The 23,212-nt window shown below is 65.8% G+C and carries 25 protein-coding genes; 12 read left to right on the top strand and 13 right to left on the bottom strand.

Annotated features, from left to right (window positions below; all coding sequences use genetic code 11):
• Positions 1–29: 29 nt before the first annotated feature.
• The 3 genes from LAQ58_RS01585 to LAQ58_RS01595 form a co-directional block, all read right to left on the bottom strand.
• Complete coding sequence (locus LAQ58_RS01585; protein WP_224448878.1) at positions 30–866, bottom strand: RAD55 family ATPase; 837 nt, start codon at positions 864–866, stop codon at positions 30–32.
• 65 nt (positions 867–931) lie between these two features.
• Positions 932–1,918: a beta-ribofuranosylaminobenzene 5'-phosphate synthase family protein gene (locus tag LAQ58_RS01590; RefSeq protein ID WP_224448879.1), complete on the bottom strand. Its 987-nt coding sequence runs from the start codon at positions 1,916–1,918 to the stop codon at positions 932–934.
• A 68-nt stretch (positions 1,919–1,986) separates the two neighbouring features.
• A complete protein-coding gene (locus tag LAQ58_RS01595) occupies positions 1,987–2,304 on the bottom strand; it encodes a cupin domain-containing protein (RefSeq protein WP_224448880.1) in 318 nt (105 codons plus the stop codon).
• A 127-nt stretch (positions 2,305–2,431) separates the two neighbouring features.
• On the opposite strand from LAQ58_RS01595, the gene LAQ58_RS01600 reads away from it, so the two are divergent.
• Complete coding sequence (locus LAQ58_RS01600; protein WP_224448881.1) at positions 2,432–2,791, top strand: hypothetical protein; 360 nt, start codon at positions 2,432–2,434, stop codon at positions 2,789–2,791.
• A gap of 14 nt (positions 2,792–2,805) precedes the next feature.
• Here the strand turns inward: LAQ58_RS01600 and LAQ58_RS01605 are convergent, their stop codons facing one another.
• The 3 genes from LAQ58_RS01605 to pyrG are packed head-to-tail and all read right to left on the bottom strand — an operon-like array spanning position 2,806 to position 5,688.
• The gene (locus LAQ58_RS01605; protein ID WP_224448882.1) at positions 2,806–3,123 is read right to left on the bottom strand and encodes a DUF7126 family protein; all 318 of its coding nucleotides are present in this window, start codon (positions 3,121–3,123) and stop codon (positions 2,806–2,808) included.
• A gap of 1 nt (position 3,124) precedes the next feature.
• The gene (gene guaA, locus LAQ58_RS01610; protein ID WP_224448883.1) at positions 3,125–4,042 is read right to left on the bottom strand and encodes a glutamine-hydrolyzing GMP synthase; all 918 of its coding nucleotides are present in this window, start codon (positions 4,040–4,042) and stop codon (positions 3,125–3,127) included.
• Positions 4,042–5,688, bottom strand: coding sequence for a glutamine hydrolyzing CTP synthase (gene pyrG / locus LAQ58_RS01615; protein ID WP_224448884.1), 1,647 nt, complete (start codon positions 5,686–5,688; stop codon positions 4,042–4,044). The genes guaA and pyrG overlap by 1 nt, the downstream gene beginning before the upstream one ends.
• Positions 5,689–5,926: 238 nt before the next feature.
• Here pyrG and LAQ58_RS01620 point away from each other — a divergent pair, with 238 nt between their 5' ends.
• The gene (locus tag LAQ58_RS01620) at positions 5,927–6,706 is read left to right on the top strand and encodes a PHP domain-containing protein (protein WP_224448885.1); all 780 of its coding nucleotides are present in this window, start codon (positions 5,927–5,929) and stop codon (positions 6,704–6,706) included.
• Positions 6,707–6,750: 44 nt separating this feature from the next.
• Here LAQ58_RS01620 and LAQ58_RS01625 read toward each other — a convergent pair whose 3' ends face one another.
• Positions 6,751–7,833 (bottom strand): saccharopine dehydrogenase family protein, encoded by a 1,083-nt coding sequence (locus tag LAQ58_RS01625; protein WP_224448886.1) that lies wholly within the window; start codon positions 7,831–7,833, stop codon positions 6,751–6,753.
• Positions 7,834–7,951: 118 nt separating this feature from the next.
• Here LAQ58_RS01625 and LAQ58_RS01630 point away from each other — a divergent pair, with 118 nt between their 5' ends.
• Positions 7,952–8,752, top strand: coding sequence for an aldo/keto reductase (locus LAQ58_RS01630; RefSeq protein ID WP_224448887.1), 801 nt, complete (start codon positions 7,952–7,954; stop codon positions 8,750–8,752).
• Between the two features lie 244 nt (positions 8,753–8,996).
• Positions 8,997–9,389, top strand: a complete 393-nt coding sequence (locus LAQ58_RS01635) for a hypothetical protein (protein WP_224448888.1) — start codon at positions 8,997–8,999, stop codon at positions 9,387–9,389.
• A 29-nt stretch (positions 9,390–9,418) separates the two neighbouring features.
• On the opposite strand, the gene LAQ58_RS01640 is transcribed toward LAQ58_RS01635, so the two are convergent.
• Both LAQ58_RS01640 and LAQ58_RS18880 read right to left on the bottom strand, forming a co-directional pair.
• Positions 9,419–10,597: an MFS transporter gene (locus LAQ58_RS01640; protein ID WP_224448889.1), complete on the bottom strand. Its 1,179-nt coding sequence runs from the start codon at positions 10,595–10,597 to the stop codon at positions 9,419–9,421.
• A gap of 31 nt (positions 10,598–10,628) precedes the next feature.
• Positions 10,629–10,760 carry a hypothetical protein gene (locus tag LAQ58_RS18880; protein WP_255594984.1) on the bottom strand — a complete coding sequence of 44 codons (132 nt, stop codon included), beginning with the start codon at positions 10,758–10,760 and terminating at the stop codon, positions 10,629–10,631.
• 4 nt (positions 10,761–10,764) lie between these two features.
• Between LAQ58_RS18880 and pdhA the strand changes: the two genes are divergently transcribed.
• Both pdhA and LAQ58_RS01650 read left to right on the top strand, forming a co-directional pair.
• On the top strand, positions 10,765–11,841 hold the full coding sequence (gene pdhA / locus LAQ58_RS01645) for a pyruvate dehydrogenase (acetyl-transferring) E1 component subunit alpha (protein ID WP_224448890.1): 1,077 nt from the start codon (positions 10,765–10,767) through the stop codon (positions 11,839–11,841).
• Entirely contained in the window at positions 11,831–12,799 is a 969-nt protein-coding gene (locus LAQ58_RS01650) for an alpha-ketoacid dehydrogenase subunit beta (RefSeq protein ID WP_224448891.1), read from the top strand. The genes pdhA and LAQ58_RS01650 overlap by 11 nt, the downstream gene beginning before the upstream one ends.
• Before the next feature lie 24 nt (positions 12,800–12,823).
• Here the strand turns inward: LAQ58_RS01650 and LAQ58_RS01655 are convergent, their stop codons facing one another.
• On the bottom strand, positions 12,824–13,084 hold the full coding sequence (locus tag LAQ58_RS01655) for a hypothetical protein (RefSeq protein ID WP_224448892.1): 261 nt from the start codon (positions 13,082–13,084) through the stop codon (positions 12,824–12,826).
• Positions 13,085–13,214: 130 nt separating this feature from the next.
• On the opposite strand from LAQ58_RS01655, the gene LAQ58_RS01660 reads away from it, so the two are divergent.
• Both LAQ58_RS01660 and LAQ58_RS01665 read left to right on the top strand, forming a co-directional pair.
• Positions 13,215–14,132, top strand: a complete 918-nt coding sequence (locus LAQ58_RS01660; protein WP_224448893.1) for a winged helix-turn-helix domain-containing protein — start codon at positions 13,215–13,217, stop codon at positions 14,130–14,132.
• Between the two features lie 268 nt (positions 14,133–14,400).
• On the top strand, positions 14,401–15,138 hold the full coding sequence (locus LAQ58_RS01665; protein ID WP_224450202.1) for a formate/nitrite transporter family protein: 738 nt from the start codon (positions 14,401–14,403) through the stop codon (positions 15,136–15,138).
• A 223-nt stretch (positions 15,139–15,361) separates the two neighbouring features.
• Here the strand turns inward: LAQ58_RS01665 and LAQ58_RS01670 are convergent, their stop codons facing one another.
• Entirely contained in the window at positions 15,362–16,930 is a 1,569-nt protein-coding gene (locus tag LAQ58_RS01670; RefSeq protein ID WP_224448894.1) for an amidohydrolase, read from the bottom strand.
• Between the two features lie 472 nt (positions 16,931–17,402).
• On the opposite strand from LAQ58_RS01670, the gene hmgA reads away from it, so the two are divergent.
• Complete coding sequence (gene hmgA / locus LAQ58_RS01675; RefSeq protein ID WP_224448895.1) at positions 17,403–18,644, top strand: hydroxymethylglutaryl-CoA reductase (NADPH); 1,242 nt, start codon at positions 17,403–17,405, stop codon at positions 18,642–18,644.
• Between the two features lie 31 nt (positions 18,645–18,675).
• On the opposite strand, the gene LAQ58_RS01680 is transcribed toward hmgA, so the two are convergent.
• Entirely contained in the window at positions 18,676–19,206 is a 531-nt protein-coding gene (locus LAQ58_RS01680) for a DUF5817 domain-containing protein (protein WP_224448896.1), read from the bottom strand.
• Between the two features lie 142 nt (positions 19,207–19,348).
• Here LAQ58_RS01680 and LAQ58_RS01685 point away from each other — a divergent pair, with 142 nt between their 5' ends.
• Together LAQ58_RS01685 and LAQ58_RS01690 are read left to right on the top strand one after the other, a co-directional pair.
• Positions 19,349–20,143: a YihY/virulence factor BrkB family protein gene (locus LAQ58_RS01685; RefSeq protein ID WP_224448897.1), complete on the top strand. Its 795-nt coding sequence runs from the start codon at positions 19,349–19,351 to the stop codon at positions 20,141–20,143.
• 30 nt (positions 20,144–20,173) lie between these two features.
• Positions 20,174–20,512 (top strand): cupin domain-containing protein, encoded by a 339-nt coding sequence (locus tag LAQ58_RS01690; RefSeq protein ID WP_224448898.1) that lies wholly within the window; start codon positions 20,174–20,176, stop codon positions 20,510–20,512.
• Positions 20,513–20,708: 196 nt separating this feature from the next.
• On the opposite strand, the gene icd is transcribed toward LAQ58_RS01690, so the two are convergent.
• Positions 20,709–21,968: an isocitrate dehydrogenase (NADP(+)) gene (icd, locus tag LAQ58_RS01695; RefSeq protein ID WP_224448899.1), complete on the bottom strand. Its 1,260-nt coding sequence runs from the start codon at positions 21,966–21,968 to the stop codon at positions 20,709–20,711.
• Between the two features lie 413 nt (positions 21,969–22,381).
• Here icd and LAQ58_RS01700 point away from each other — a divergent pair, with 413 nt between their 5' ends.
• Positions 22,382–23,179, top strand: a complete 798-nt coding sequence (locus LAQ58_RS01700; RefSeq protein WP_224448900.1) for a mechanosensitive ion channel family protein — start codon at positions 22,382–22,384, stop codon at positions 23,177–23,179.
• The last annotated feature ends 33 nt before the right edge of the window (positions 23,180–23,212 follow it).

A 23,212-nucleotide genomic window follows, 5' to 3' on the forward strand; every position in this document is an offset into this window, starting at 1 on the left:
TCTGTGCGTCTCGTGTCTTAAAGCTTCGCTCACCGTATCTTTCGAACGTCGCTCACGTCGAGTCCCGACTCCGCGATTTCGACCTCGAAACGGACGATGTTCTCGCCCTCGATGCGCGAGAGGACGCCGCGGAACTCCTCGACGACCATCGTCCGAGCGCGTTTCGACCCACCGGACTCCCACCGGAAGCGGAGCGTCCCACCTGCGGCGTCGGTCAACAGCCCTAACTCCTGCGGACCGAGCGTCTCCTCGTTCACGAGCAGGATTATTAGTCCGCCCCACTGGTGGGCGGCCTTTCGGAGACCTTTCATCACCATCGCGATGTCCGACCAGGACATATTTTCGGAGATCGCGCCGACGAGGTCGGTGATGGAGTCGACGAGGACCAGGTTCCCGGGCGCGTGTTCGCCGAGATACTCGCCGAGCGCGCTCAGCACGTCTTCGCGACTGTGTTGCTTCCCCAAGTCGCGGATGGTGGACGTCTCGCCCACGTACCACTCGCGGGGAATCGGACTCAACTGGAAGTACTCGGCGGAAAAGTCGCGAAATCGAATCTTCGAGAGCGCGGCGTCGACGATGTCGTCGGCCATCGTATACGCCATCTCCCGGCCGATGTACTCCTCGTCGGTCGTAAACGAGAGGTAGTGTACCTCCTCGGGGAGGCGCGTGTTGCCGCCGAGAGCGCCGTAGTACAACTCGAACAGGTCGTCGTCGGCGTGCGCCAGCCCGTTCATCGCCGCACTCGTCTGCAGAAACTCCCGCGCGCCTGCCCCGGACTCGCCCGACAGGAGGACGACGTTGCCCGGCGGCGCGCCCCCGCCGATGACGGAGTCGAAGCGCGAGACGCCGAAGGGGATGTTCTCCATGCCCGCCCGTCGGCGGCCGCCGGGATAGTCGTTACGCCGAACAGTCCATGATCTCGACACGTTCGTCACTCGATTCGTGCGCCGACGTTCCGCGGCACGGAGACGAACACGTCGCCGTCGAGTCCGGCCGCCGCCAGCGCCGTCTCGCCGGCTTCCTGCGCGGCGTCGGCGCGCGCGGCGTCGGTGACGCCGTACACCGCCGGCCCCCACGAGGACTGCCCGGCGCCGTACACCGACGGGGCGTCGGAGAGCGACGCGACGAGCTCGCCGACCGGCGGGCGGTAGACGCCGCCCTGTTCGTCGGCGTACCACGCGCCGTTGAGGCGGCCGATTTCGGCGACTGCCTCGCCGAACCGCTCGGGGGCGTCGGCCGCGACGGCGGGCAGCACTTCTCTGACGACGGTTCCCGCAACCCTGTCGGCGATAGTCGGGTCGGCGCGTTCGACGGCAGCGCGCATGCTCGCGTCCTCGTCGGCGTCGCTCTTCCCGGGCGCGGCGTCTGGGAGCACGACCAAGAACCGCCAGTCGTCGGGGAGGCGATGCGCGGCGGCCACCGCCGGAACGTCCCACTCGCCGTCCGCGGGTCTGTCGGCGGTGAAGCGCGCCGTCGGGTGGCCGGCGTCGAGGACGAATCCCCCCGACTCGAACGCCGCGACGCCGACGCCGGAGCGACCGCCGCGGCCCAACGCCGGCGCGTTCGCCCGAACGTCGGGTGCGCGGTCGTACGCTAACGCGACGCCCGTAAAGACGGAGAGTGCCAGTTGCGTCCCGCTGCCGAGACCCATGTGCCGCGGCAACGACGACTCGACGCGAACCCTCGCACCGGGAACGTCGAGCAACTCGGTCGCGCGGGCGGCGTACTCGCGAACGGTCTCGGCCCGCGCGTCGACGCCCGCGGCGAGGTCGACCGTCACCGCGTCGTCGGGAACGATGTCGACGACGAGTTCGGGCGCGTTGAGTGCGACGCCGAGCGCGCCGTACAACCGCTCGTGGGCGAGACTCAGGTTACAGAAGCCGAAGTGGAGTCGCCCGAAGGCGGTGACGCGCGTCATGGCACGCCGTTGGGAACGTCGTGGTATCGGGATTTCGACGGTGGCAACGCTGGACGGTGTTTTTTTGACTACGACGGCAGCGGACAGAGACTCGCGGTGAAGACGGCCACCTCGTCGGTGTCGTTGCGCGCGCCGTGGACGACACCACGCTCGTGGAGGACAACGCCCGGCGCGTCGACCGCTTCCTCGTCGTCGCCCTGAATCACGGTTACGGTCCCGCGGAGGACGTGAAAGACGTTCGTGCTGTCGGCGTGCTCGTGCGCCGAGAGTTCCGCGTCGGGGCCGAGCGCGAACGTCTTCACCAGCACGTCGTCGGTGACGACCAGTTCTGCCGTCTCGACTGCTCCCTCCTCTGGGTCGAGGTCTTCGAGTCGGTCGAGTGTCATGCGCGTGACGACGGCGGCGCGGTGAATAAGCGTGGTGTCGCGCCGCGGCGCGCGAGCGCATCATCGAGCGTGAACGTCGTTCCGACCCGTCCCGTCGTTTACCTCGCTCGCCTCCGTACGTTCCACGATGGACACAGACCGTATTCCCGACGGCTGGTACGAGGAGTCCGACTCCGAGTTCGTCGACCAGAAGTACGACCCTCGGCCGGTCACCGTCTTCCGGCACGTCGACCACGGCGCGACGCTCGTAGCGATGCCGTCGGAGCCGAACACCGAACACACCGAGACCGACACCTACCGCCTCGCGGTCGCTCGCGAGGAGACGTCGAACTTCGGCGACGTGGAGCCGTTCGCCGAAGTACACGGCGACGACGCAGCGCTCGACGCCGCCGAGACGTTCGCGAAGGCGTACAACGCCGAGGGTGGCGGCGACGCGGGTATCGAAGCGGGAAAGCGGGCGGTGTCGGACGAGCAAGAAGCGGGGTAGCGAGCGGACGCGAGTTAGACGAGTTCCTCGGCGACGACCGACGCCGAGAGCAGTTTCGGGTCGACCGCGAGGTCTGCCTGTCCCTTTGCGAACTCCGGCAACGACTGGTTCGCGTAGACGACGACGCGAACGTCGGGATTCAGTTCCTTCGCCAGCGGAATCGCCGTCGCCTCCGCTACGTCGGTGAGGACGACGAGCTCGGCTTCGACGATACCGGCGTCTTCGAGCGCCGGGCGGGTGACGACGCCCTCGATGCGCGCGAGTTCGACGCCCTCGTCGGCGAGCGCGTCGGCCAGTCCGTCTTCGTCGGGACCGCAGAGTATCGCCTTCATCTCACTCGTACTCGATGGTCGCGGGCGGCTTGTGCGTCACGTCGTAGACGACGCGTGCGACGTTGTCGTTCGTCCCGGTGATTCGGCTCTGGATGCGCTGGAGCGTCTCCCAACTGAGTTCCTGAGCGCGGGCGGTCATCCCGTCTCGACTCTCGACGGAGCGGACGGCGACGATCCAGCCGTGGACCCGGTTGTCGCCCTTCACGCCGGTGCCTTTGCCGACGACGGCGGCGAACGCTTGCCACGGGTCGTACTCCTCTAACTCCTCTTCGACGACGTGGCAGGCTTCGCGCGCCACTTCGACTTTCTCCTGGGTCACCTCGCCGATGACGCGGACCGCGAGGCCCGGTCCGGGGAACGGCATCCGCTCGGCGACGACCTCCTCCAAATCGAGCGCGCGGGCGACCTCGCGGACTTCGTCCTTGTAGAGGTCGCGGACGGGTTCAACGATGCCCTCGAAGTCGACCACGTCGGGCAGACCGCCGACGTTGTGGTGCGACTTGATGCCGCCTTCGCTCTCGATGCGGTCGGGGTAGATTGTCCCCTGCACGAGGTAGTCGGCGTCGGTCTCCTTCGCCTCGCGCTCGAACTCGCGGATGAACTGCTCGCCGATGACCTCCCGTTTGACCTCGGGGTCGACGACGCCCGAAAGCGCGTCGAAGAACCGTTCGTGGGCGTCGACGACGCGGAGGCTCTCCATGAAGCTGAATATTTCGCGGATGCCCTCGGTTTCGCCTTTCCGCATCAGGCCGGTGTCGACGTAGACGGGCGTCAGCTGCTCGCCGATGGCGCGGTAGGCGAGCGCGGCAGCGACCGAGGAGTCGACGCCGCCGGAGAGCGCGATGACCGCGTTGGCGTCGCCCACTTCGTCTCGGATTTCGGCGACGGCTTCCTCGATGAACGACTCGGCGTCGACCATCAGGCTTCGACCTCCTCGAGTTGCTCCGTCCGTTCGAGAATCGATTCGACGAGACCGACGAACGGCGGACTCGCCCTGTCGGGGCGTGAGCGGTATTCAGGGTGGAACTGCGTGCCAAGGAAGTAGGGGTGATCTCCGAGTTCGACTATCTCCATGCGGTTACCGGACTTCCCCGAGAACGTCAACGCTCCGGCTTCGAGATCCGAGAAGAACTCGGGGTTCACCTCGTAACGGTGGCGGTGACGCTCCGTGCAGGTGTCGGCGTCGTAGACGCGGTGAGCGAGCGTCTCGGGTTCGATATCGGTGTCGTGCGCGCCGAGGCGCATCGTCCCGCCCATCTCCTCGAGGTCGTACTGCTCGGGCAGGAGGTCGATGACGGGGTACTCGGTATCGGGGTCGAGTTCGGCCGAGTGCGCGTCCTCCCAGCCGAGGACGTTGCGGGCGTACTCGACGACGGCCATCTGGAAGCCGAGACAGAGACCAAGGAAGGGGATGTCGTTCTCGCGGGCGTAGCGGATGGCCTCTATCTTCCCTTCAGTGCCGCGGGAGCCAAACCCGCCGGGGACGACGATGCCGTCGGCGTTCTCCAACCGTTCGGCGTGGTGGTCGCGCATCTCGTCGGAGTCGACCCAGTGGACGTTCACCTCGACGCCGGTCTCGATGCCGGCGTGCTTGAGCGCCTCCCTGACGGACATGTAGGCATCTTCGAGGTCGTACTTGCCGACGAGCGCGATATCGACGGACCCCTCCCGGTTGCGCGTCACGAGTTGGCGCCAGCAGTTGTCGCGTTCGCCTTCGGGCAGCGCCTCGCCGTCGAGTGAGAGTCGCTCCATCACGTACTCGTCGAGACCCTCCTCCTCGACCATCAGCGGGACGTGGTAGATGTCGTCGACGTCGGGGTTCGAGAAGACGGCCTCCGTCGGCACGTCGCAGAACAGAGCGATCTTCTCCTTCGTCTCGATGTCGAGGCGGTTCTGGTTGCGCCCGATGAGGATGTCGGGTTGGAGACCGATGCTCCGCAGTTCCTTGACGCTGTGCTGGGTGGGTTTCGTCTTCTGCTCGCCGTTCTTCGAGTCGGGGACGAGCGTGACGTGCATGAACAGGATGTCCTCCTCGTCCTCCTCGTGGGCGAACTGGCGGAGCGCTTCGAGGTACGGCATCGACTCGATGTCGCCGACCGTGCCGCCGACCTCGACGAGGCAGACGTCGGTCCCCTCGGCGGCCTCGCGGACGCGCCGCTTGATGTCGTCGGTGATGTGCGGGATGATCTGGACCGTCTTCCCGAGGTAGTCGCCGGCGCGCTCCTTCTCGATGACGTGCTGGTACGTCTTGCCCGTGGTGACGTTGTGGTCGGAGGTCATGTCGACCCCGAGGAACCGTTCGTAGTTCCCGAGGTCCAAGTCGACCTCTCCGCCGTCCTTCAGCACGTACACCTCCCCGTGCTGGTACGGGTTCATCGTTCCTGCGTCCACGTTCAGGTAGGGGTCTATCTTCACCGCGGTGACATCGAACCCGGCGTTCGACAGCAAGCGCCCGGTGCTGGCTGCCGTGATTCCTTTGCCGAGTCCGGACATCACACCCCCGGTGACGAAAATGAACTTCCTCCCTAAGTTCGGGTTGTATCCCGTGTCGGGTTCCGTCGGCATACCGACTGTGCGCGAGGCCCGTTGAAGAACGTTTCGTCACGTGCAAACGTTTGCGAGAGGCCCACAAATCCACGCTTTCTGAGGGGTAAGCCGAGTACCGATTCTGCGCCCCGTCTCTGCTGTTTCTGTGCCACTTTCGCCGTCGAAACCGCTCGCTGGTTTCAAAGTACGACACCATCAATCATTCCTGACGCCGGCCGGCAGAAACGTCTATCCGCCTGCCCGTCTATGGACGAACGTGCCGCCGACTCACGACTACCACGTTCACTCGACGTACTCGGACGGCAAGTTCCTCTATCGGATGCTGCGCGCCGCCGAGGACGCCGGACTCGACGCCGTCGGGTTCGCCGACCACTGCAACGCCTCCGCTCGCGAGGAGGCCCGAGAGCGAACGTACCAGCTCGGATTCAACCTCGACCTGACGTACCCGCGTCGACGGGCGGCCATCGACTCGCTCCGCGAGCAGTTCGACGTCCGCATCTTCGACGCCGTCGAGATGGACTACGACCCGCGCGACGAGGACGAGATTCGCACCTTCCTCGACGACGCTGGGTTCGACTACGCCGTCGGGAGCGTCCACCGCCTCGACGGGACCAACGTCCACACGGAGGGCTTCTTCGCGGCGAAGTCCGAGACCGAACAGCAGACGTACGTCGACGACTACTTCGACAAGCTCGTCTCGCTCGTCGACTCGGAACTGTTCGAGATCGCCGCCCACGTCGACCTGGTCGAACGAAACCCCGCGCTCCGCGGCTACGCCACCCCGAGTCACTACGAGCGCGTCGCGGACGCGTTCGAACGCTCGCGGACGGTTCCCGAAATCAACGCCGGGCGCGTCCTTCGCGACTACGGAGAGATTCACCCCTCGCCGCCGCTTCTCCAACTGCTGCTCGAACGCGGCGTCGGGTTCACAGTCGGCACCGACTCCCACCGCCCGCGCGAACTCAGAGAGCGATTGCCGGTGCTTCTCGACCACTTCGAGGAGTACGAAATCGAACCGGTTCGACTGTTCGACTGACGGTTACTCGTCGACGTCCGCCGTCTCCGCCGCCTCGTTCGCGTCTACTCGTTTTCCGCCCGGATATCCCCGTCCTCCGCCCGCACGTCCTCGTCTGTTCGTTCGACGCCCGGTACCTCCAGAATCAGGTCGGCACCGAACGCGCTCGCGGGCGTCTGATAGCCCGTCGGCGCGTCGTCGTCGAGCGTCTTCTCCGTGCAGAGCACCGCCGTCTCGGCCGTGAGCGCGTAAGCGTGCGGCGTCCGGAGCCGCGAGACGACGCGTTCGCCGTCTTCGGCGGTCGCCTCGCCCCAGACGTACACCGTCGCGTCCGCTCGCTCCTCGGCGCTCGGGTTCTCTGCGTAGCGGTCGGCCAGCCGTTTGAGCAGCCGTTTCGCCCGTTTCGTGTCGAGCAGCGGAGCGAGATACCGCTGGAGTTTCATCGTCCGCCGCGTCGATTCCGGAAACGTCGAGTACACCTCGACGTTCGGGATGCCTGTCGTCGTGTACGCCGTCGAGACGTCGCCCCACGGGATGGTGACGGCAGTGCGCCACCCCCGACCGAAGTCGATCTCGCGCGTCTTCCACCCGCTCGGAACCTGGTGGAGTCGGCCGTCTTCGCGAATCGCACCGCCCTCCCCGAGACCCTCGATAGCCGTCTTCAGCGTCCCCGTCGACAGCGACCCCGAGGTGTCGAAGCCGAGCGCGAGGTGGGTCGCCTCCGGCAGCCGCTCGGCAAGGTGGGCGGCGAGACAGTCGGTCGGCACCACGTCGAACCCGACCCCCGGCAGGAGCGTGACACTCGCCTCCTCGGCCTCGTCGCTTCGGCGTTTCAGGCGCTCGAACACCTGAATCTCGCCGGTGATGTCGAGGTAGTTCGCCCCCACCTCGAGGCAGGCATCGACCATCGGTTCGGCCGTCTCCGAGAACGGCCCGGCGCAGTTCAACACGGTGTGGGCGTCGCCGATGCGGTCGGCGACGGTGTCGAGGGAGGCGACGCGGGCGCGAACCCCGAGTTCGTCGGCTTGGTCGGTCACCTTCTCGGCGTCTCGGCCGACGAGAATCGGGTCGAGGCCACGCTCGACAGCCGTTTCGGCGACGAGCGACCCAGTGTACCCGTACGAGCCGTAGATGACGAGTTCGGACATGTGTCACCGTACGAGAGCGCGGATGTTGGGCGTTGCGGCGCCTCTCACTGGGCGGGCGCGAAGCAGACGACTCTGCCGAGACCGGAGACTTTTGGCGTCGCCTCCTCGAAGTGGACCCATGGACTTTCCGCGACTCGGACTCGGCACGTACCAGAACACGGACCTCGACCAGTGCGCGACGAGCGTCGAGACGGCCATCGACGTCGGCTACCGCCATATCGACACCGCGCAGGGCTACGACAACGAGGAAGCCGTCGGCGACGGGATCGATTCGGCGGATATCGACCGAGACGACCTGTTCGTCGCCACCAAACTCGACACCGCGAATCTCGGCTACGACGACGTCATCGAGACGGGCCGTGAGAGCGCCGAGAAACTCGGTGTCGACACCATCGACCTGCTGTACGTCCACTGGCCGCTGAACACCTACGACCCCGAGGAGACGCTTCCGGCGCTCGACGAACTCCGCGACGAGGGCGTCATCGAGCACGTCGGTCTGAGCAACTTCCGCCCCGACCAACTTGACGAGGCGAACGACCACCTCGACGCGCCCATCTTCGCTCACCAGGTCGAGATGCACCCGATGCTCCAGCAGGAGGAGCTCCGCGAGTACGCCCGCGAGGACGACCACTGGCTGGTCGCGTACTGTCCCATCGCCCGCAACGACGTCGCCGAAGTCCCCGAGATTCAAGACGTCGCCGAGAAGCACGAGGCGACGCCCGCGCAGGTGAGTCTCGCGTGGTTGCTCTCGAAGGACGAAGTCGCGCCGATCCCGAAGGCGACCGGCGAGGACCACATCCGCCAGAACTTCGAGGTGAAGGAACTCGAACTCGACGACAAGGACGTCTCGACCATCGACGCGCTCGATCGCGAGGAGCGCATCGTCGACTTCGACGACGCGCCGTGGAACCAGGTCTGAGCGCCCGAACGGGTAATTTCGACGCGGTCTCGACCGCGTAATTACTTTCACCGTGGTTGGCTTGCGCTTATTGCAGCGAGAGCCGTCTGAGTAAAACGCGAGCATCAGCAGTCGTCGGTGGTGGGACACCGACGCAGTGCTCGTTCCCCTGAGGAGGATTGAGCATGTGGAGAAAGACGCGTTTACGACAAAGGCGTTTCGACGAACAGCACGAGAGATACCGTCGCGTTGGCGGAGGTGCACGATGAGCGACGCCGACGAAGGCGAGAACGGCGAAAGCGACGAGAACACCGAGAGCAGCGAGGCCTCGGAGGACCCCGAGAACATCGGCGGAGACGCGACCGCCGAAAACAGGGAGGGCGCCGGGAGCGCCGGAAGCGACGAAAGGGACGGGAGCGTCGGAAGTGACGAAAACGCCGAGAGCGCTGCGAGACGGGGTCAAACCCGCACGGTCGTTGCCGTCGCGCTCCTCTTCTCGCTGCTCGGCGCGACGCTCCCGCGGTTGGCGAGCGGCGACCCGCTCGCGGCGTGGGAGGTTCTCCTACTCTCGACGCTCGGTCTCGCGGCGGGCGTCGCGACGCTCGGCGGGGACTCGGTTCGAACCGCCGCCGCCGTGTTTCGCGAGAGCGGCCCGTAGCAGACGCACACAGTCGGCGTCTCCGTCGGTCAGGCGACGGGTCGTCCCAGCGCCCGCATCGCCCCCGCGCCGACGACCAACACGACACCGAACAGCGCCAGCGCGCCGAGCGGTGACGTCGCGTCGGCGACGACGCCGCCGATAACCTCGAACGGGACCGCCGCCAGCGAGTAAACCATCGACGCCGAGGAGAGCACCGTCGCCCGGCCGACCGAGTCGATGCGGTCGTTCAGATACTGGTTGCCGAGCGTGACCGAGGCGGTGTTGACCGCGCGGGCAACGAAGAACGCCGGAACGGCGAGGATCGGCGCGACCCACAGCGCCGCGAACAGCGCGCCCACGAGGAACGGCACCGCGGCGAACCAGCGACGGATGCCGACCCGGCGGCGGAGCCAACCGGTCCGGTAGCTCACGGCGGCGGCGACGAGCGTGAACCCCGCGTAGACGACACCGACGGCGGTTTTCGTCGCCGACTCGGGGACGCCCGCCGCGAGCGCGACGTCCTGAGCGACTGGCTGGTCGAAGATGTACGTCATCTGGACGACGCCGAACAGCAGCGCGAAGTAGAGCACGAACGCCCGCAGCGGCGGCCTCGCGAGCCGTTCGCGAATCACGCGGACCGCCGCGGCGACGGTGAAGGTGTCGGCGTCTTCGTCGCCGGTCTCCGGCACCGACAGAAGCACGGGGATGCCGAGCGCCGTCACCGCCGCCGTCGCGAAGAACGGCAACCGAAAGCTGTCGTCCGCCAGCGCCCCGCCTACGGGGGCGGTCAGCGCGCCGACAGCGAGACCGAGCGCCGTCGCGCGACCCTTGACGGCGGCGAACTCCGCGGTCGCGTTCCGTTCGGCCAGCAGTTCGTAGAGCCACGCGTCGTCGCTGCCGGAGCGGAACGTCTGGCCGACGGCCCAGCCCCCGTAGACAAGCGCGAACTCCCAGAACGTCGTCGACAGCCCCATCCCGGCGGTCGCGAGCGTGACGACGACGGTTCCGACGAGCATGCCGTTGCGTCGCCCGATTCGGTCGCCGACGTAGCCCGTCGGTATCTCGGCGGCGACGAGTCCGACCCACCAGACTGCGTTGAGAAGCCCGACCTCCGCGAACGAGAGCCCTTGCGCGCGAACGAACAGAATCCAGATGGCGGCGGTGAAACTCGCGTACGTCGTCGTCACGTAGGCGAAGTATTTGGCGTAGACGCTGAACCGGACCATCTTCCGGCGTGACCAACCGGCGTCAACCGTTCTAAGCTATCGGTTCGCGGCCGTCGCCGACGGCGGAGTAGTTCACCCCTCCCCGCCGGTCGACGGACGCCGACGAGGGCTCACGTCCCACTCTCGACTTTGTACTAAGTATCTCCTCGCTGTACAGTTCCATACTCATGCCGCGAGAAACTGTCTTCGAACACTCGATAGACCACGTGGAGGTGTTGGCCCCCGACGGGAGCGTCGACTCGGAGTTGGACCCGGAGCTTTCCGAGGACGACCTGCTCGAGATGTACTGGACGATGAAACGGTCCCGGCGGCTCGACGAGCGCGCTATCGCCCTCCAGCGACGGGGTGAGCTCGGAACGTACGCGCCCGCCACCGGACAGGAGGCCGCGCAGGTCGGCAGCGCCCACGCGCTCGCCGACGAGGACTGGATGGTGACGTCGTTCCGCGAGAGCCCCGCCTACCTCGCCCGGGAGACGCCGCCGCACATGCTGCTGTGGTACGCGATGGGGATGGAAGAAGGCGCTGCGACTCCGCGCGAGAGTCGGAACATGCCGCCGTCGATTCCGGTCGGGTCGCAGGCGCTGCACGGGGCCGGACTGGGGTGGGCACAGGAGATCGCCGACGAGAGTGCCGCGTCGCTCGTCTACTTCGGCGACGGTGCGACTTCGGAGGGCGACGTGTACGAGGCGACCAACCTCGCCGGCGTCTTCGACGCCCACACCGTCTTTCTCTGTCAGAACAACCAGTACGCCATCTCGGTCCCCCGCGCGCAGCAGACCCGCGCGGAGACGCTGGCGCAGAAAGCCGTCGCCGCCGGTATCGAGGGCGTCCAGGTCGACGGAAACGACGTGCTCGGCACCTACGCGGTGGTTCGCGACGCCCTCGAGAGCGCCCGCGACGGCAACCCGGTGTTCGTCGAGGCGTTAACATATCGCCGCTCGCTGCACACCACCTCCGACGACCCGTCCGTGTATCGCAAAGAGGAGGAGGAAGACGAGTGGGAGACGCGCGACCCCATCGCGCGGTTCGAGACGTACCTCCGCGACCGCGGGGTTCTGGACGACGACCGTATCTCGGACGTCGAGGCGTCCGTCGAAGACGAACTCCGCGAGGAGATCCGACTGGCGAACGAGGGACGCGAGGCGGTCGACCCCGAGGAGATGTTCGACTACGTCTTCGAGGCGAAGTTTCCGGAGTTAGAGCGCCAGCGCGCCGCGTTCAGGGGGGAAAACGATGGCCGATAAGCAGCGACTCGTCGAGGCCGTCCGAAACACGCTGTTCGAGGAGATGCAACGCGACGAGGGAGTCGTCGTCTACGGGCAGGACGTCGGCAGAAACGGCGGCGTCTTCAGAGCGACGCAGGGGCTCATCGACGAGTACCCGAACCGTGTCTACGACGCCCCGGTCGCCGAAGCGGGTATCGTCGGCCTCGGCGTCGGTCTCGCCGCCTACGGCTTCACGCCTGTCCCCGAGATCGAGTTCTCGGGGTTCATGTTGCAGGCGTTCCACCAGATACAGCAGCACGTCGCCCGCCTGCGGAGCCGGACGCGCGGCGAACTCAACTGTCCGATGACCATCCGCGCACCGTACGGCGGCGGCATCCACGCGCTCGAACACCACTCCGAGAGTTTCGAGGCTGGATACGCTCACACCCCGGGGCTGAAAGTCGTCGTCCCGTCGACCCCCGCCGACGCGAAGGGACTGCTGACGACCGCCATCCGCGACCCGGACCCGGTCGTCTTCTTCGAGCCGACGCGCCTCTACCGAGCGTTCCGCGAGGAGATTCCCGACGGCGACCACACAGTCCCGCTCGGCGAGGCCGACGTGGTTCAGGAGGGCGAGGACGTGACGGTGGTGGCGTGGGGAGCGATGCGCCACCGCGCGCTCGACGCGGCCGAGGACGTCGACGCGAGCGTCGAGGTTATCGACCCGAGGAGCATAGTCCCCTTCGACACCGAGACGGTGCTAGAGTCGATTCGGAAGACCGGTCGGTGTGTCGTCGTCCACGAAGCGCCCAAAACGGGAGGAATGGCCGCCGAGATAATCGCCCGCATCAACGACCGGGCGCTCTACTACCTCGAAACGCCGGTCCAGCGGGTCACGGGCTACGACGTGCCGTACCCGCTGTTCGCCAGAGAGGACGAGTACGTTCCGGACGAAGACCGGATTCGACGGGGTATCGAGCGGGCGCTGTCAGGCTAACCCGACTCGCGCGCTTCCGCTCCGCTACGCAGCGTCGTCGTTGCGTTCCATGTAGTCGCGCGCCGCCGAGAGCGCCTTGTCGAACTCCGTCGGGTTCTCGGTCAGCGGGGTCTGATGCGACGCCGCGAGTTCGTCGCGCGGCACGGAGTACGCGGTCCAGCCGTCGCCTTCTCGGGTGCAGACGACGCGCTCGTCGGGACCGAGCCACGAGCGAACGTCGTCGTCGCTCTCCTCGGTCTCCCAGCCGGACGGTGCCTCCTCGGGGTGATCGGTGGGGGAGCTCATCTCGGGAGGGTAGTCCGGTTCCAGACGGATAGCTGTTCGCCGCCTGCCCTCGGCGTCGTCACTGAAGCGAACTTCAGTAACGAGACCAAGGGACGCAACGGTTTTGTCCCGGGCATCGAAACGTGTTGACATGAGCCAACCTGTCGAAAGCGAGTCGGCGGTCCCCGACGACGCCGGCATCGCCCCTGCTGAGGCGTTCGCCCTCCTCGGCAACGACACGCGAATCGAGATTCTTCAGGCGCTTTTGGACGAGGACGGCTCCGAAGAACCGGTGTCGTTCTCGGAACTGTACGATCGCGTCGACATCGACGACAGCGCCCACTTCAACTACCACCTGAAGAAGCTCACTGACCACTTCGTCCGCCGAACCGACGAGGGGTACTCCTTTCGCTACCCCGGCTGGAAGGTGGTCCGCGCCGTCTTCGCGGGGACGTTCACCGACCGCGCCGAACTCGACCCGTTCGACGCCGAGGGCGACTGTTACGACTGCGGCGGCGACCTGCAGGCGTGGTACGCCGAGGAACGGCTCACCATCGCCTGCGGCGACTGCGGGACGATACACGTCAGCTACCCGTTCCCCCCGGGGGGGCTGGACGACCGGACGCCCGAAGAACTGCTGCAGGCGTTCCACCACCACGTCCGCCACCACTACTGTCTGGCCGCAGACGGCGTCTGTCCCGAGTGCATGGGTCGGATGGAGACGACGCTCAGCCGAGAGACCGAGTATCCCGGTCTCGACGTGCAGGTGACCCACGAGTGCCGCCGGTGTCACAACCGCCTGCACTCAGCCGTCGGTCTCAACCTGTTGGACAACGCCGACGTGATGACGTTCCACGCCGAGCGCGGCGTCGACTTGAGCACGCGGCCGTTCTGGACGTTCCCGTGGTGCGTCAGCGACCGGCGGACCGAAATCGTCTCCTGCGACCCTCTGGAGGTCCGACTCGACATCCCCTGCGGCGGCGACTCGATGTGTGTCGTCCTCGACGACTCGCTGAACGTCCTCGACGTAGATGGCTGTGCGCGGCCGGTCGGCGCGGCCGAAGAGTAGCCCGCCGAATCGCCGAACCGCCGAACCAACGCAGGACGCAGCACTATCTCGACGCGACGAAGCGACGTGTAGATTTTCGGTTCCGTCGGCGGGTACCGCACTGTGCCGAATAATTACGTACGAGGCGACCGTCTTTTCGATATGGTTACGCCATCGACTCCATCGCTCGTCGCGATCAAAGGCGGTCGGTACTGTGGCTGAACCGGACGGGGGCGAGACGCCGGCACGATTCTTCGGCGAGCAGCTTCCGGTGCGCGAGATCCTCGAGATGCAGATCGACGAGGGGTTACACGAGATGAACCGCGAACTCGACGGGCTGTTTCTCTCGGGGCTGTCGGCGGGGCTCGACATCGGGTTCGGACCGCTGCTGATGGCCGTCGTGCTCACGCTTTCCGCCGGCAGCTACGGCGACCTGCCGACCGAAGTGCTGCTCGCCAGCGCCTACTCCATCGGCTTCATCTTCGTCGTTCTCGGGCGGTCGGAGCTGTTCACCGAACACACGACGCTGGCGGTGCTCCCCGTCATCGACGGACAGGCCTCGTGGAGCGACCTCGGACGGCTCTGGTCGGTGATATTCGCGAGCAACGTGCTCGGCGGACTTGTGTTCACGGCGTTCGTCGTGACCGTCATCCCGGACCTCGGCGTCGCCAACCCCGAATCGTTCGTCACCGTCGCCGAGAAACTCGTCCACCACAGCAGCTCGGGGATGTTCTGGTCGGCCGTCCTCGCCGGCTGGTTGATGGGACTGCTCTCGTGGCTCGTCACCGCCGCGCAGGGGACGATGAGCCGCGTGCTCATCGTCTGGCTCGTGACGGCCTCCATCGGCATCCTCCACCTCCCGCACTCCATCGCAGGCAACGTTGAGGTGCTGTTCGGCCTGTTTATCGCCCCCGAGATAACGTTCGCCGACTACGGCCGGTTCCTGGTACTCGCGACGCTCGGCAACGCAGTCGGCGGGTCGGTGTTCGTCGCCCTCCTGAAGTACGGACACGTGAGTCGAGGGTGACGAACACGGCTCCGAGAGGGTCGGGCGGCGACTACGGCGTCGCCCGGTGAACGTCCGCGGGAACGAGAGCCGAAGCGTTTGCGGGAGCGGGAGTCGAGATGGGTGGCCACACCCGTCCCTGAATGTCAGTCCGCACCTCCCTTCTAGGGAAGCGACGGAAAGAACGCTCTGGCCCGATAGTCGAAAGGCGAGAGAGGTACTCTCGCTCGATATCGGACCGAGACTATCGCCCGTCGTACGCCACGTCACCGTCGACGACGGTCATCGCCACGTCGATGTCGGAAATCGCGTCCGACCGTTCCCACGGCGAGTCGTCGAGAACGGTCAAGTCGGCTCGTTTACCCACCTCGACGGTTCCCAGCCAATTCTCGTCGAATCCGGCGTACGCCGCGCCGAGCGTGTACGCCCGCAGCGCCTCGGTGACGCCGAGACGCTGGCTCTCGGCGGGCGCGTTGACCGCCCAGTGGACGCCCAAAAGCGGGTCTAGCGGCATGCAGTCCGACCCGAACGCGAGCGGCGCGCCCGCGTCGAGCAACGCGGGGTAACGGTTCGTTTCCGTTCGTCTGTCGCCGAGTCGCGCTTCGTACAGTCCGCCCTCGTCGGCCCACTTCAAGAAATTGGGCTGGACGGAGGCGACGACCCCCATCTCGGCGAACCGCTCGATAGCCTCGTCGGAGGCGAGTTCGACGTGTTCGACGCGGTGGCGCATCTCTCTTGGGTTCTCGGTGTCCGCGTAGGCATCCAACACGGCGTCGACGGCCTCGTCGCCGATAGCGTGCGCCGTCACCTGAAAGCCGGCGTCGTCGGCGCGGGCGACGATGTCGTTCAGTTCCTCGGGACCGACGACCCACTGGCCAGTCGCCCCGTCGGCGTCGCTGTACGGTTCCGAGAGCTTCGCGGTCCGACCGCCGAAACTCCCGTCGGTGTAGCTCTTTATCGCGCCCGTCCGGACCATCTCGCTGCCGTGGTTCGTCCGCAGCCCCGCCTCGCAGAGCGCGTCGAGGTGGTCGGCCCAATAGTTGACGCGGACGCGAAGCGAGAGGTCGCCCGCGAGGTCCATCTCGCGGTATACCTGCGGCGCGCGCGAGTGCCGGACCATGTCGTGGACGCCCGTCACGCCGAGTTCGTTGGCCCGACGCTGCGCGGCGTCAAGCAGTTCTCGCATATCTCCGACGTCGGGTTCAACGGCCTCGAAGACGGGGTCAACGGCCTCCTCAACGACGACGCCGGTCGGTTCGCCGCCCTCGGTCTGCACGTCACCGTCGGGCATCCCGTCGCGACAGCGGTCGAGCGCAACCGAGTTGAGCGACGCGACGTGCATGTCCTCACGGAACGCGACGACAGGCCGACTGTCCGAGACGGCGTCGAGCTCCTCGCGGGTGAGATAGCGCGACTCGGTCCACGCGCTCTCGTCGTAGCCATAGCCCTGAATCCAGTCGTCCGGACCCACGTCGGCGGCGCGCTCGCGCAGGCGGTCGACGGCCTCGTCGGGTCCGGACGCCCCCGAGAGGTTCGCGTGGACGAGGTATCGGCCGGTCATCGAGAGGTGGACGTGCGCGTCGACGAAGCCAGGGAGGACGACGCGGCCGTCGAGGTCGACGATTTCGGTCTCTGCCCCGGCGAGGAACTCCACGTCGTACGTCGATCCGAGGCGGACGATGTCGCCGTCTCGCACGGCGAGCGCGTCGTACACCTCGTCGGCGTCGTCGCCTTCGGCGGTTCGACCCGCGGCGTCGTCGGTGAGAGTGTGAATCTCCCCGTCGACGAGTACGAGGTCTGCGGCGTCGGTCATGGTGGTGCTGGCGCGTGGGAGCGCCAAAATCGTTCGGGAACCGGCTTTTCGGTTCGCGGCGACGGTCGCTGGGGGACGTGTCGCTAACGAGATGGCGGTTCGCTAACTGAACGGCCATTCGCTACGGGGCGCTTCTCAACGCTCGTTCGCGAGCACGCCCAGTATATCATCGTACAAGCCGACACTGACAAGCTCCGGAGCCGTTTCGTTCATCACCGACTCGAAAGCCGCAAATAAATATAAGATAACTGTGGTTTCCGCTACTACAACTCCACTGTTGTTACGCGAATAGCAACGTCGTTCGGCCTCGAACCGAGGGTTTTGGTGACCCGAGCGAGGTTGCACGTAAGTTCGTCCCCAACTCATTTTAAAAGTACGCGTCGGCGTCGGGCAGTCCCGGCGTCGTCCGCGTTCCGATACTCGAGAAATCGAATCGATACTCCTTAGCGACCGCCGAGACGAACTGTCCCCCATGACCGACTCCGCCGCGCCGAATCCGGACGCCGCCGAGGCCGAAGCCCTCGCCGACCGCGTCCGCGACGGCGATTTCAGACTCCACGAACTCGAAGCGCACGCCGACGCCGACACCGCGGCGGCGGCCCGCCGACTCCTCGTCGAAGAACAGTCGGATGCGTCGCTCGACGCCGTCGGCGACTACAGCTTCCCGGCCGAGCAGGCCGACCCGAACATCGAGAACATGGTCGGCGCGGCCCAGATTCCGCTGGGCGTCGTCGGCCCCGTCACGGTCGACGGCGGCGCGCTCTCCGGCGAGCGCTACCTCCCGCTGGCGACGACCGAAGGGGCGCTGCTCGCCTCCGTCAACCGCGGCCTCTCTGTCGTCGACGCCGCGGGCGGCGCACGAGCGCGCGTTACTAAGTCCGGCATGACCCGCGCACCCGTCTTCCGCGTCGCCGACGTGGTCGAGGCCGAAGCGCTCGTCTCGTGGGTGCGCGACAACGAACCAGCGTTGAAAGAAGCGGCCGAAGAGACGACCAATCACGGCGAACTGTTGGACGTAACGCCGTACGTCGTCGGCAACTCCGTCTTTCTGCGCTTCCGCTACGACACGAAGGACGCGATGGGGATGAACATGGTCACCATCGCCACGCAGGCCGCCTGCGACGTGGTCGAGGAGGAGACGACGGCCTCGCTCGTTGCGCTGTCGGGCAACCTCTGCACTGACAAGAAACCCGCCGCCATCAACGCCGTCGAGGGTAGAGGGAGAAGTGTCACGGCGGACGTGACGATTCCGCGCGAGATCGTCGAAGAGCGACTCCACACGACCCCCGAAGCCGTCGCCGAAATCAACACGCGAAAGAACCTCGTCGGCAGCGCCAAAGCCGGAAGCCTCGGTTTCAACGCCCACGTTGCCAACGTCGTCGCCGCGATGTTCCTCGCGACCGGGCAGGACGCCGCGCAGGTCGTCGAAGGCTCGAACGCCATCACGACGGCCGAAGTACAGGGCGGAGATCTCTACGTCTCCGTCTCGCTGGCGAGTCTCGAAGTCGGCACCGTCGGCGGTGGCACGAAACTGCCGACGCAGGCTGAAGGACTGGACGTGCTCGGCGTCCGCGGCGGCGGCGACCCCGCCGGAGCGAACGCTGACGCGCTCGCCGAAGCTATCGCCGTCGGGTCGCTCGCGGGCGAACTTTCGCTTCTGGCGGCGCTCGGGTCGCGGCATCTGTCGAGCGCCCACGAGGAACTGGGTCGGTAGCTCCGGGCGAGGAGAGAGCCCGTCGCATCTCTCAGAGCGAGCGGTACCGTCCGCGGCTCTCCGACACCTCGCCGCCGAGCGTGAGCTTCTCCAGAATGTCTCGCGCCTTCTCCGCGGGGACGCCGCGCTCTGCGGCGTAGCTGACGACTTCCTCTTCTGTGGGTCGCTCCTGCTCTTTCACTGCCTCCTCGACGAGTTCGCGCCGCGATTTGCTCGAAGACGTGGACCGCGACGACGTATCGCCCGCGGCGGCGACTTCCTCGGCGTCGAGACCCGACCGTTCGAGATACTCGTGGTCGGAGATGTGGGCGTCGTCGAGTTGCGTCTCCATCTCCGAGACTGAGTCGAGGTTCGAGAACGCCTCCGACGCGCCCTGCTTCTCTGCGAGTATCGCCGAGCGGACCTGTCGGGCGGCGTCGTGGTCCTCGGCGGTGTACATCTGCCGGAGCTTCTTCGTCTGGTGGCGCTTGCCGCAGCGCGAACACTGCGCCGACGCCTGTTCGCGCGGGTTCTCAATTATCCAGATGTTCGAACACCCGTTACAGCCGACGACGGCGTACATGTCTCGCTGTGGTCGGGCGGCGGGTTTGAATCTACTGCTCGCCCCCGAAACTATCGACAGAGGCGACTGTCACCGCGACCCGGCAGAAACGATTTACTCCTAAGCGTTGCCGTTTGTCCGTGAGCAGTGACCATCTGTGGGAGTGACCAGTACGCTTCGAACCGTCGTCCGCGTCGCGCGCGACCGAAATATCACGTTTCTCGCGGCGGGATTCGCTCACTACGCGCTCCAGTCGCTCATTCCGCTAACCATCCTCGTGTTCGCCGTCGCCACGTTTCTCGGCGAGGGCCAAGTGGTGACGCAACTACTGAACCAGGTGAGCGCGTACACCTCCGAGAGCGGCCGACAGGTGCTCGAACAGGCGTTGACCAGTTCCGCGGGTCGTAGAGGCGCGAGTATCGCCGGTCTCGGATTCCTGCTCTGGGGGGCGTTGAAGATGTTTCGCGGTCTTTCGCAGGCGTTCGGCGAAGTGTACGGTAGCTTCCACTCCATCGGCTTCTTCCGACGGTTGTTCGACGGACTGCTCGTGCTCGTCGTCGTACTCGTCGCGATCGGACTCATGGCCGGCGCAGGTATCGTCGTCACGTTCGTCGACCTCTCGATTCCCTACCCGGCGATCGTGACGACGCTCTCGCTTTTCGTACTCCTCGTCTTGATTCTCCTGCCGATATACTACATCCTCCCGCCGGTCCCCGTCACGTTCAGACACATCGTCCCCGGCACCGTCGTCGCCGCCGGTGGGTGGATTCTCCTCCAACTGGGCTTTCTGTACTACGCGCAGAACGCCTCGCAGTACCAGGCCTACGGCGTCCTCGGCGCGGTGTTGCTGTTCGTGACGTGGCTCTACCTCGGGGGCATCCTCGTCCTCCTCGGCGCGGTGGTCAACGTCGTCATCGAACGGCCGACGCCGTACGCGGAACTCCGTGCGCCGCGCTAGCTTTATTCGGTCGGAGCGCAGTCACAGTCTATGGAACGACTGTCGCTGTCGGACGTAGAGACGACCGAAGCAGTGCCCGACGTTCACCTCGCGCAACTCGCCGCGGGCGAGGAGATGAGCGTCCAGCACTTCCACATCGCCGCTGGGGCCTCGGTGCCCGAACACGATCACCCGCACGAGCAGACGGGCTACATCACCCAGGGAACGCTGACGTTCGTCGTCGACGGGGAGGAGATTCGCGTCACCGAGGGTGACTCCTACGTCATCCCCGGCGGCGAACCCCATAGCGCCGAGAACCGCGGCGACGAACCCGTCCGCGGCGTCGACATCTTCAGCCCGCCGCGCGTGAATCCCGACTGGCAGGAGTAACGTTCGAGAAAGCCGCCCGACGAGTCGCCGAGAAGGGATTACGAGTTCCCAGCAGGAACAGTAGATCGTCGTCTTTGAACGTCTCTGTCGGAACGTTCACCCGCGAAAAACCGGAGATTTACCGATTAGCCGGGATACTCCCTACGACAGCTTCCGTATGTTTTCGCGGCTCCGCCGCGAAGGTGAGAAAAGCTCTCTACGAGAGCTTTTCAATGTTCTCGACGACTGCGTCGGCAAACTCGCTCGTGGCGAGTTTGTTGCCGCCCTCGATCTGGCGGTGGAGGTCGTAGGTCACGTTACCGGAGGAGATCGTCTCCTCGACGGCGTCCTTGACGAGCTGGCCGGCGTCCTTCCAGCCCATGTACTCGAGCATCAGGCGACCGGAGAGGATCATCGCCGTCGGGTTGACCTTGTCCTGACCGGCGTACTTCGGCGCGCTGCCGTGGACCGGTTCGGCGAGACAGCGGGCGGTACCGAAGTTCGCGCCGGGCGCGATGCCGAGGCCGCCGATCTGCGCGCCGGCGGCGTCGGACATGTAGTCGCCGTTGAGGTTCATCGTCGCGATGACGTCGTACTGCTCCGTGCGTGTGAGGAGTTGCTGGAGCATGTTGTCGGCGATACGGTCCTTGACGACGATCTTGTCCTCGGGACGCTCACCGTCGTACTCCTCCCAGAGTTCGTCCTCGGTGATGGTCTGGTCGTACTCCTCCTCAGCAACCTCGTAACCCCAGTCGCGGAACGCCGCCTCGGTGAACTTCATGATGTTGCCCTTGTGGACGAGCGTGACCGAGGGTCGGTCGTTCTCGATGGCGTAGTCGATGGCCTCGCGGACGAGGCGTTTCGAGCCGAACTCCGTGATGGGCTTGACGCCGATGCCGACGGGACCGTCGTGGATGACGCCGGTGGCGCCCATCTCGTCTTCGACGAAGTTCCGGACCTTCTCGACTTCGTCGGTGCCGGCTTCCCACTCGATACCGGCGTACACGTCTTCGGTGTTCTCTCGGAACGTGACCATGTCCATCTTCTCGGGATGTTTGACCGGCGACGGGACGCCGTCGATGTGGTAGGTCGGGCGAACGTTCGCGTACAGGTCGAGCTTCTGGCGGAGCGCGACGTTGAGCGAACGGAAGCCCGCGCCGACGGGCGTCGTCAGCGGACCCTTTATGGCGACGTTGAACTCCTTGATGGCGTTGACCGTGTCGTCTGGGAGGTTCTCGTCGTACTTCTCGCGGGCGGACTCACCGGCGTAGACGCGCATCCAGGAGATAGAGCGGCCCGTCGCCTCTGCGGCGGCGTCGAGTACTTTCTGCGCGGCCGGACCGACGTCTGTACCGATTCCGTCCCCGTGGATGATGGGGATGATGGGGTTCTCCGGAACGTCGAGTTCGCCGGCCTCCTCGTCGGCGACCGTAATCTTCTGGCCCTCCTCAGGGACCTTGACCTGATCGTAGCTCATGAACAACGGTGAGTTTTCGAGGCAGCGTAAAAGGCCTGCCGTTCTGCAGTTCCGGCGGTAATATTTTGCCGAACACGCCGACGCTAGCACGTAACACGGGCGGCTGGCCTCTGTGGTAACCGCACACCTCGGCCGACGTTTTCTCACAGAGTGTCTGCAGGACTGGGATGTAAAGCCCAATATTTCCTAAGACGTGCCTGCGTGGACGAATCTCTCGAATTTCGGACGGCTGACGCAGCGACGCGTAAGCGCTGAATAACTATTTCGGCGCTTTCGGTAGCTAACTCGCCGAGAGAATGCCTCTCGAACCGGGCGAAGTCGAGATAACAGGGCCGGATAGCTACTACTCTGCGATTATTTCATGGCCTTAGGCAACGAGTTAAAGTCTCTTGGGGCCGTTTCTCCACGTGCCCATGTCGAAGACAAACATCGGTACGTGCAATGACAACGAATACACGACGAACGCGGCGTTGGTTCCGCTGTTCGTCGTCCTGCAGTTCGGTATCCCGGATTTCCTCCAGGAGACCATCTCGACGATCATCGCGTTCATCCCGCGACTCATCGGCGCAGCCATCATCCTCCTCATCGGGTGGATAATCGGGCGCGTCGTCGCCCGAGTCGTCTCCGCGATCGTCGATAGAAGCGAACTCGATGAGATGGTACTCCGAACGCCAGTCGGCCGCGCGCTCGGAAACAGCGAGCAAGCCGTCTCGAACACGTTCGGTAAGTTGGCGGCGTGGTACGTCTACCTGCTCGCCATTCTCGCGGCGGCGAACGCGCTCGCCATCACCGTGCTCTCGCAGTGGATAACGACGGCTGTCTCGTACCTGCCCGCGTTCATCGCCGGATTGGCCGTCATCATCCTCGGCTTCGTCGTCGCCGACTTCATCGCCCGCGTGGTCCGGCAGAGTTCCGCGACCTCCCAGGGTGGCGTCTCGACGATACTGGCCGACGGCGTCCGGATGTTCCTCTACTTCACGGTACTCGTCATCGGTCTCGACACGATGGGGTTCAACGTGCAGGTGCTGTACATCCTCGCGCGGGCCGTGGCGTACGGCATCGGTGCCGCCATCGCCATCGGTCTCGGCCTCGCCATCGGTCTCGGCGCTCGCGGCTGGGTCGGCGAGAACATCGACCAGTGGGCCAGCCAGAGCAAGCGCGCCGCGCCCAGCATGAACGACCAGTCCCAGCAGCCTAGCTCCGACGACTGATCGAGAACCGACGACTCGGCCCGTACTGCGGGC

The organism is Haloprofundus salilacus (assembly GCF_020150815.1).
GTDB classification, from domain to species: Archaea; Halobacteriota; Halobacteria; order Halobacteriales; family Haloferacaceae; genus Haloprofundus; species Haloprofundus salilacus.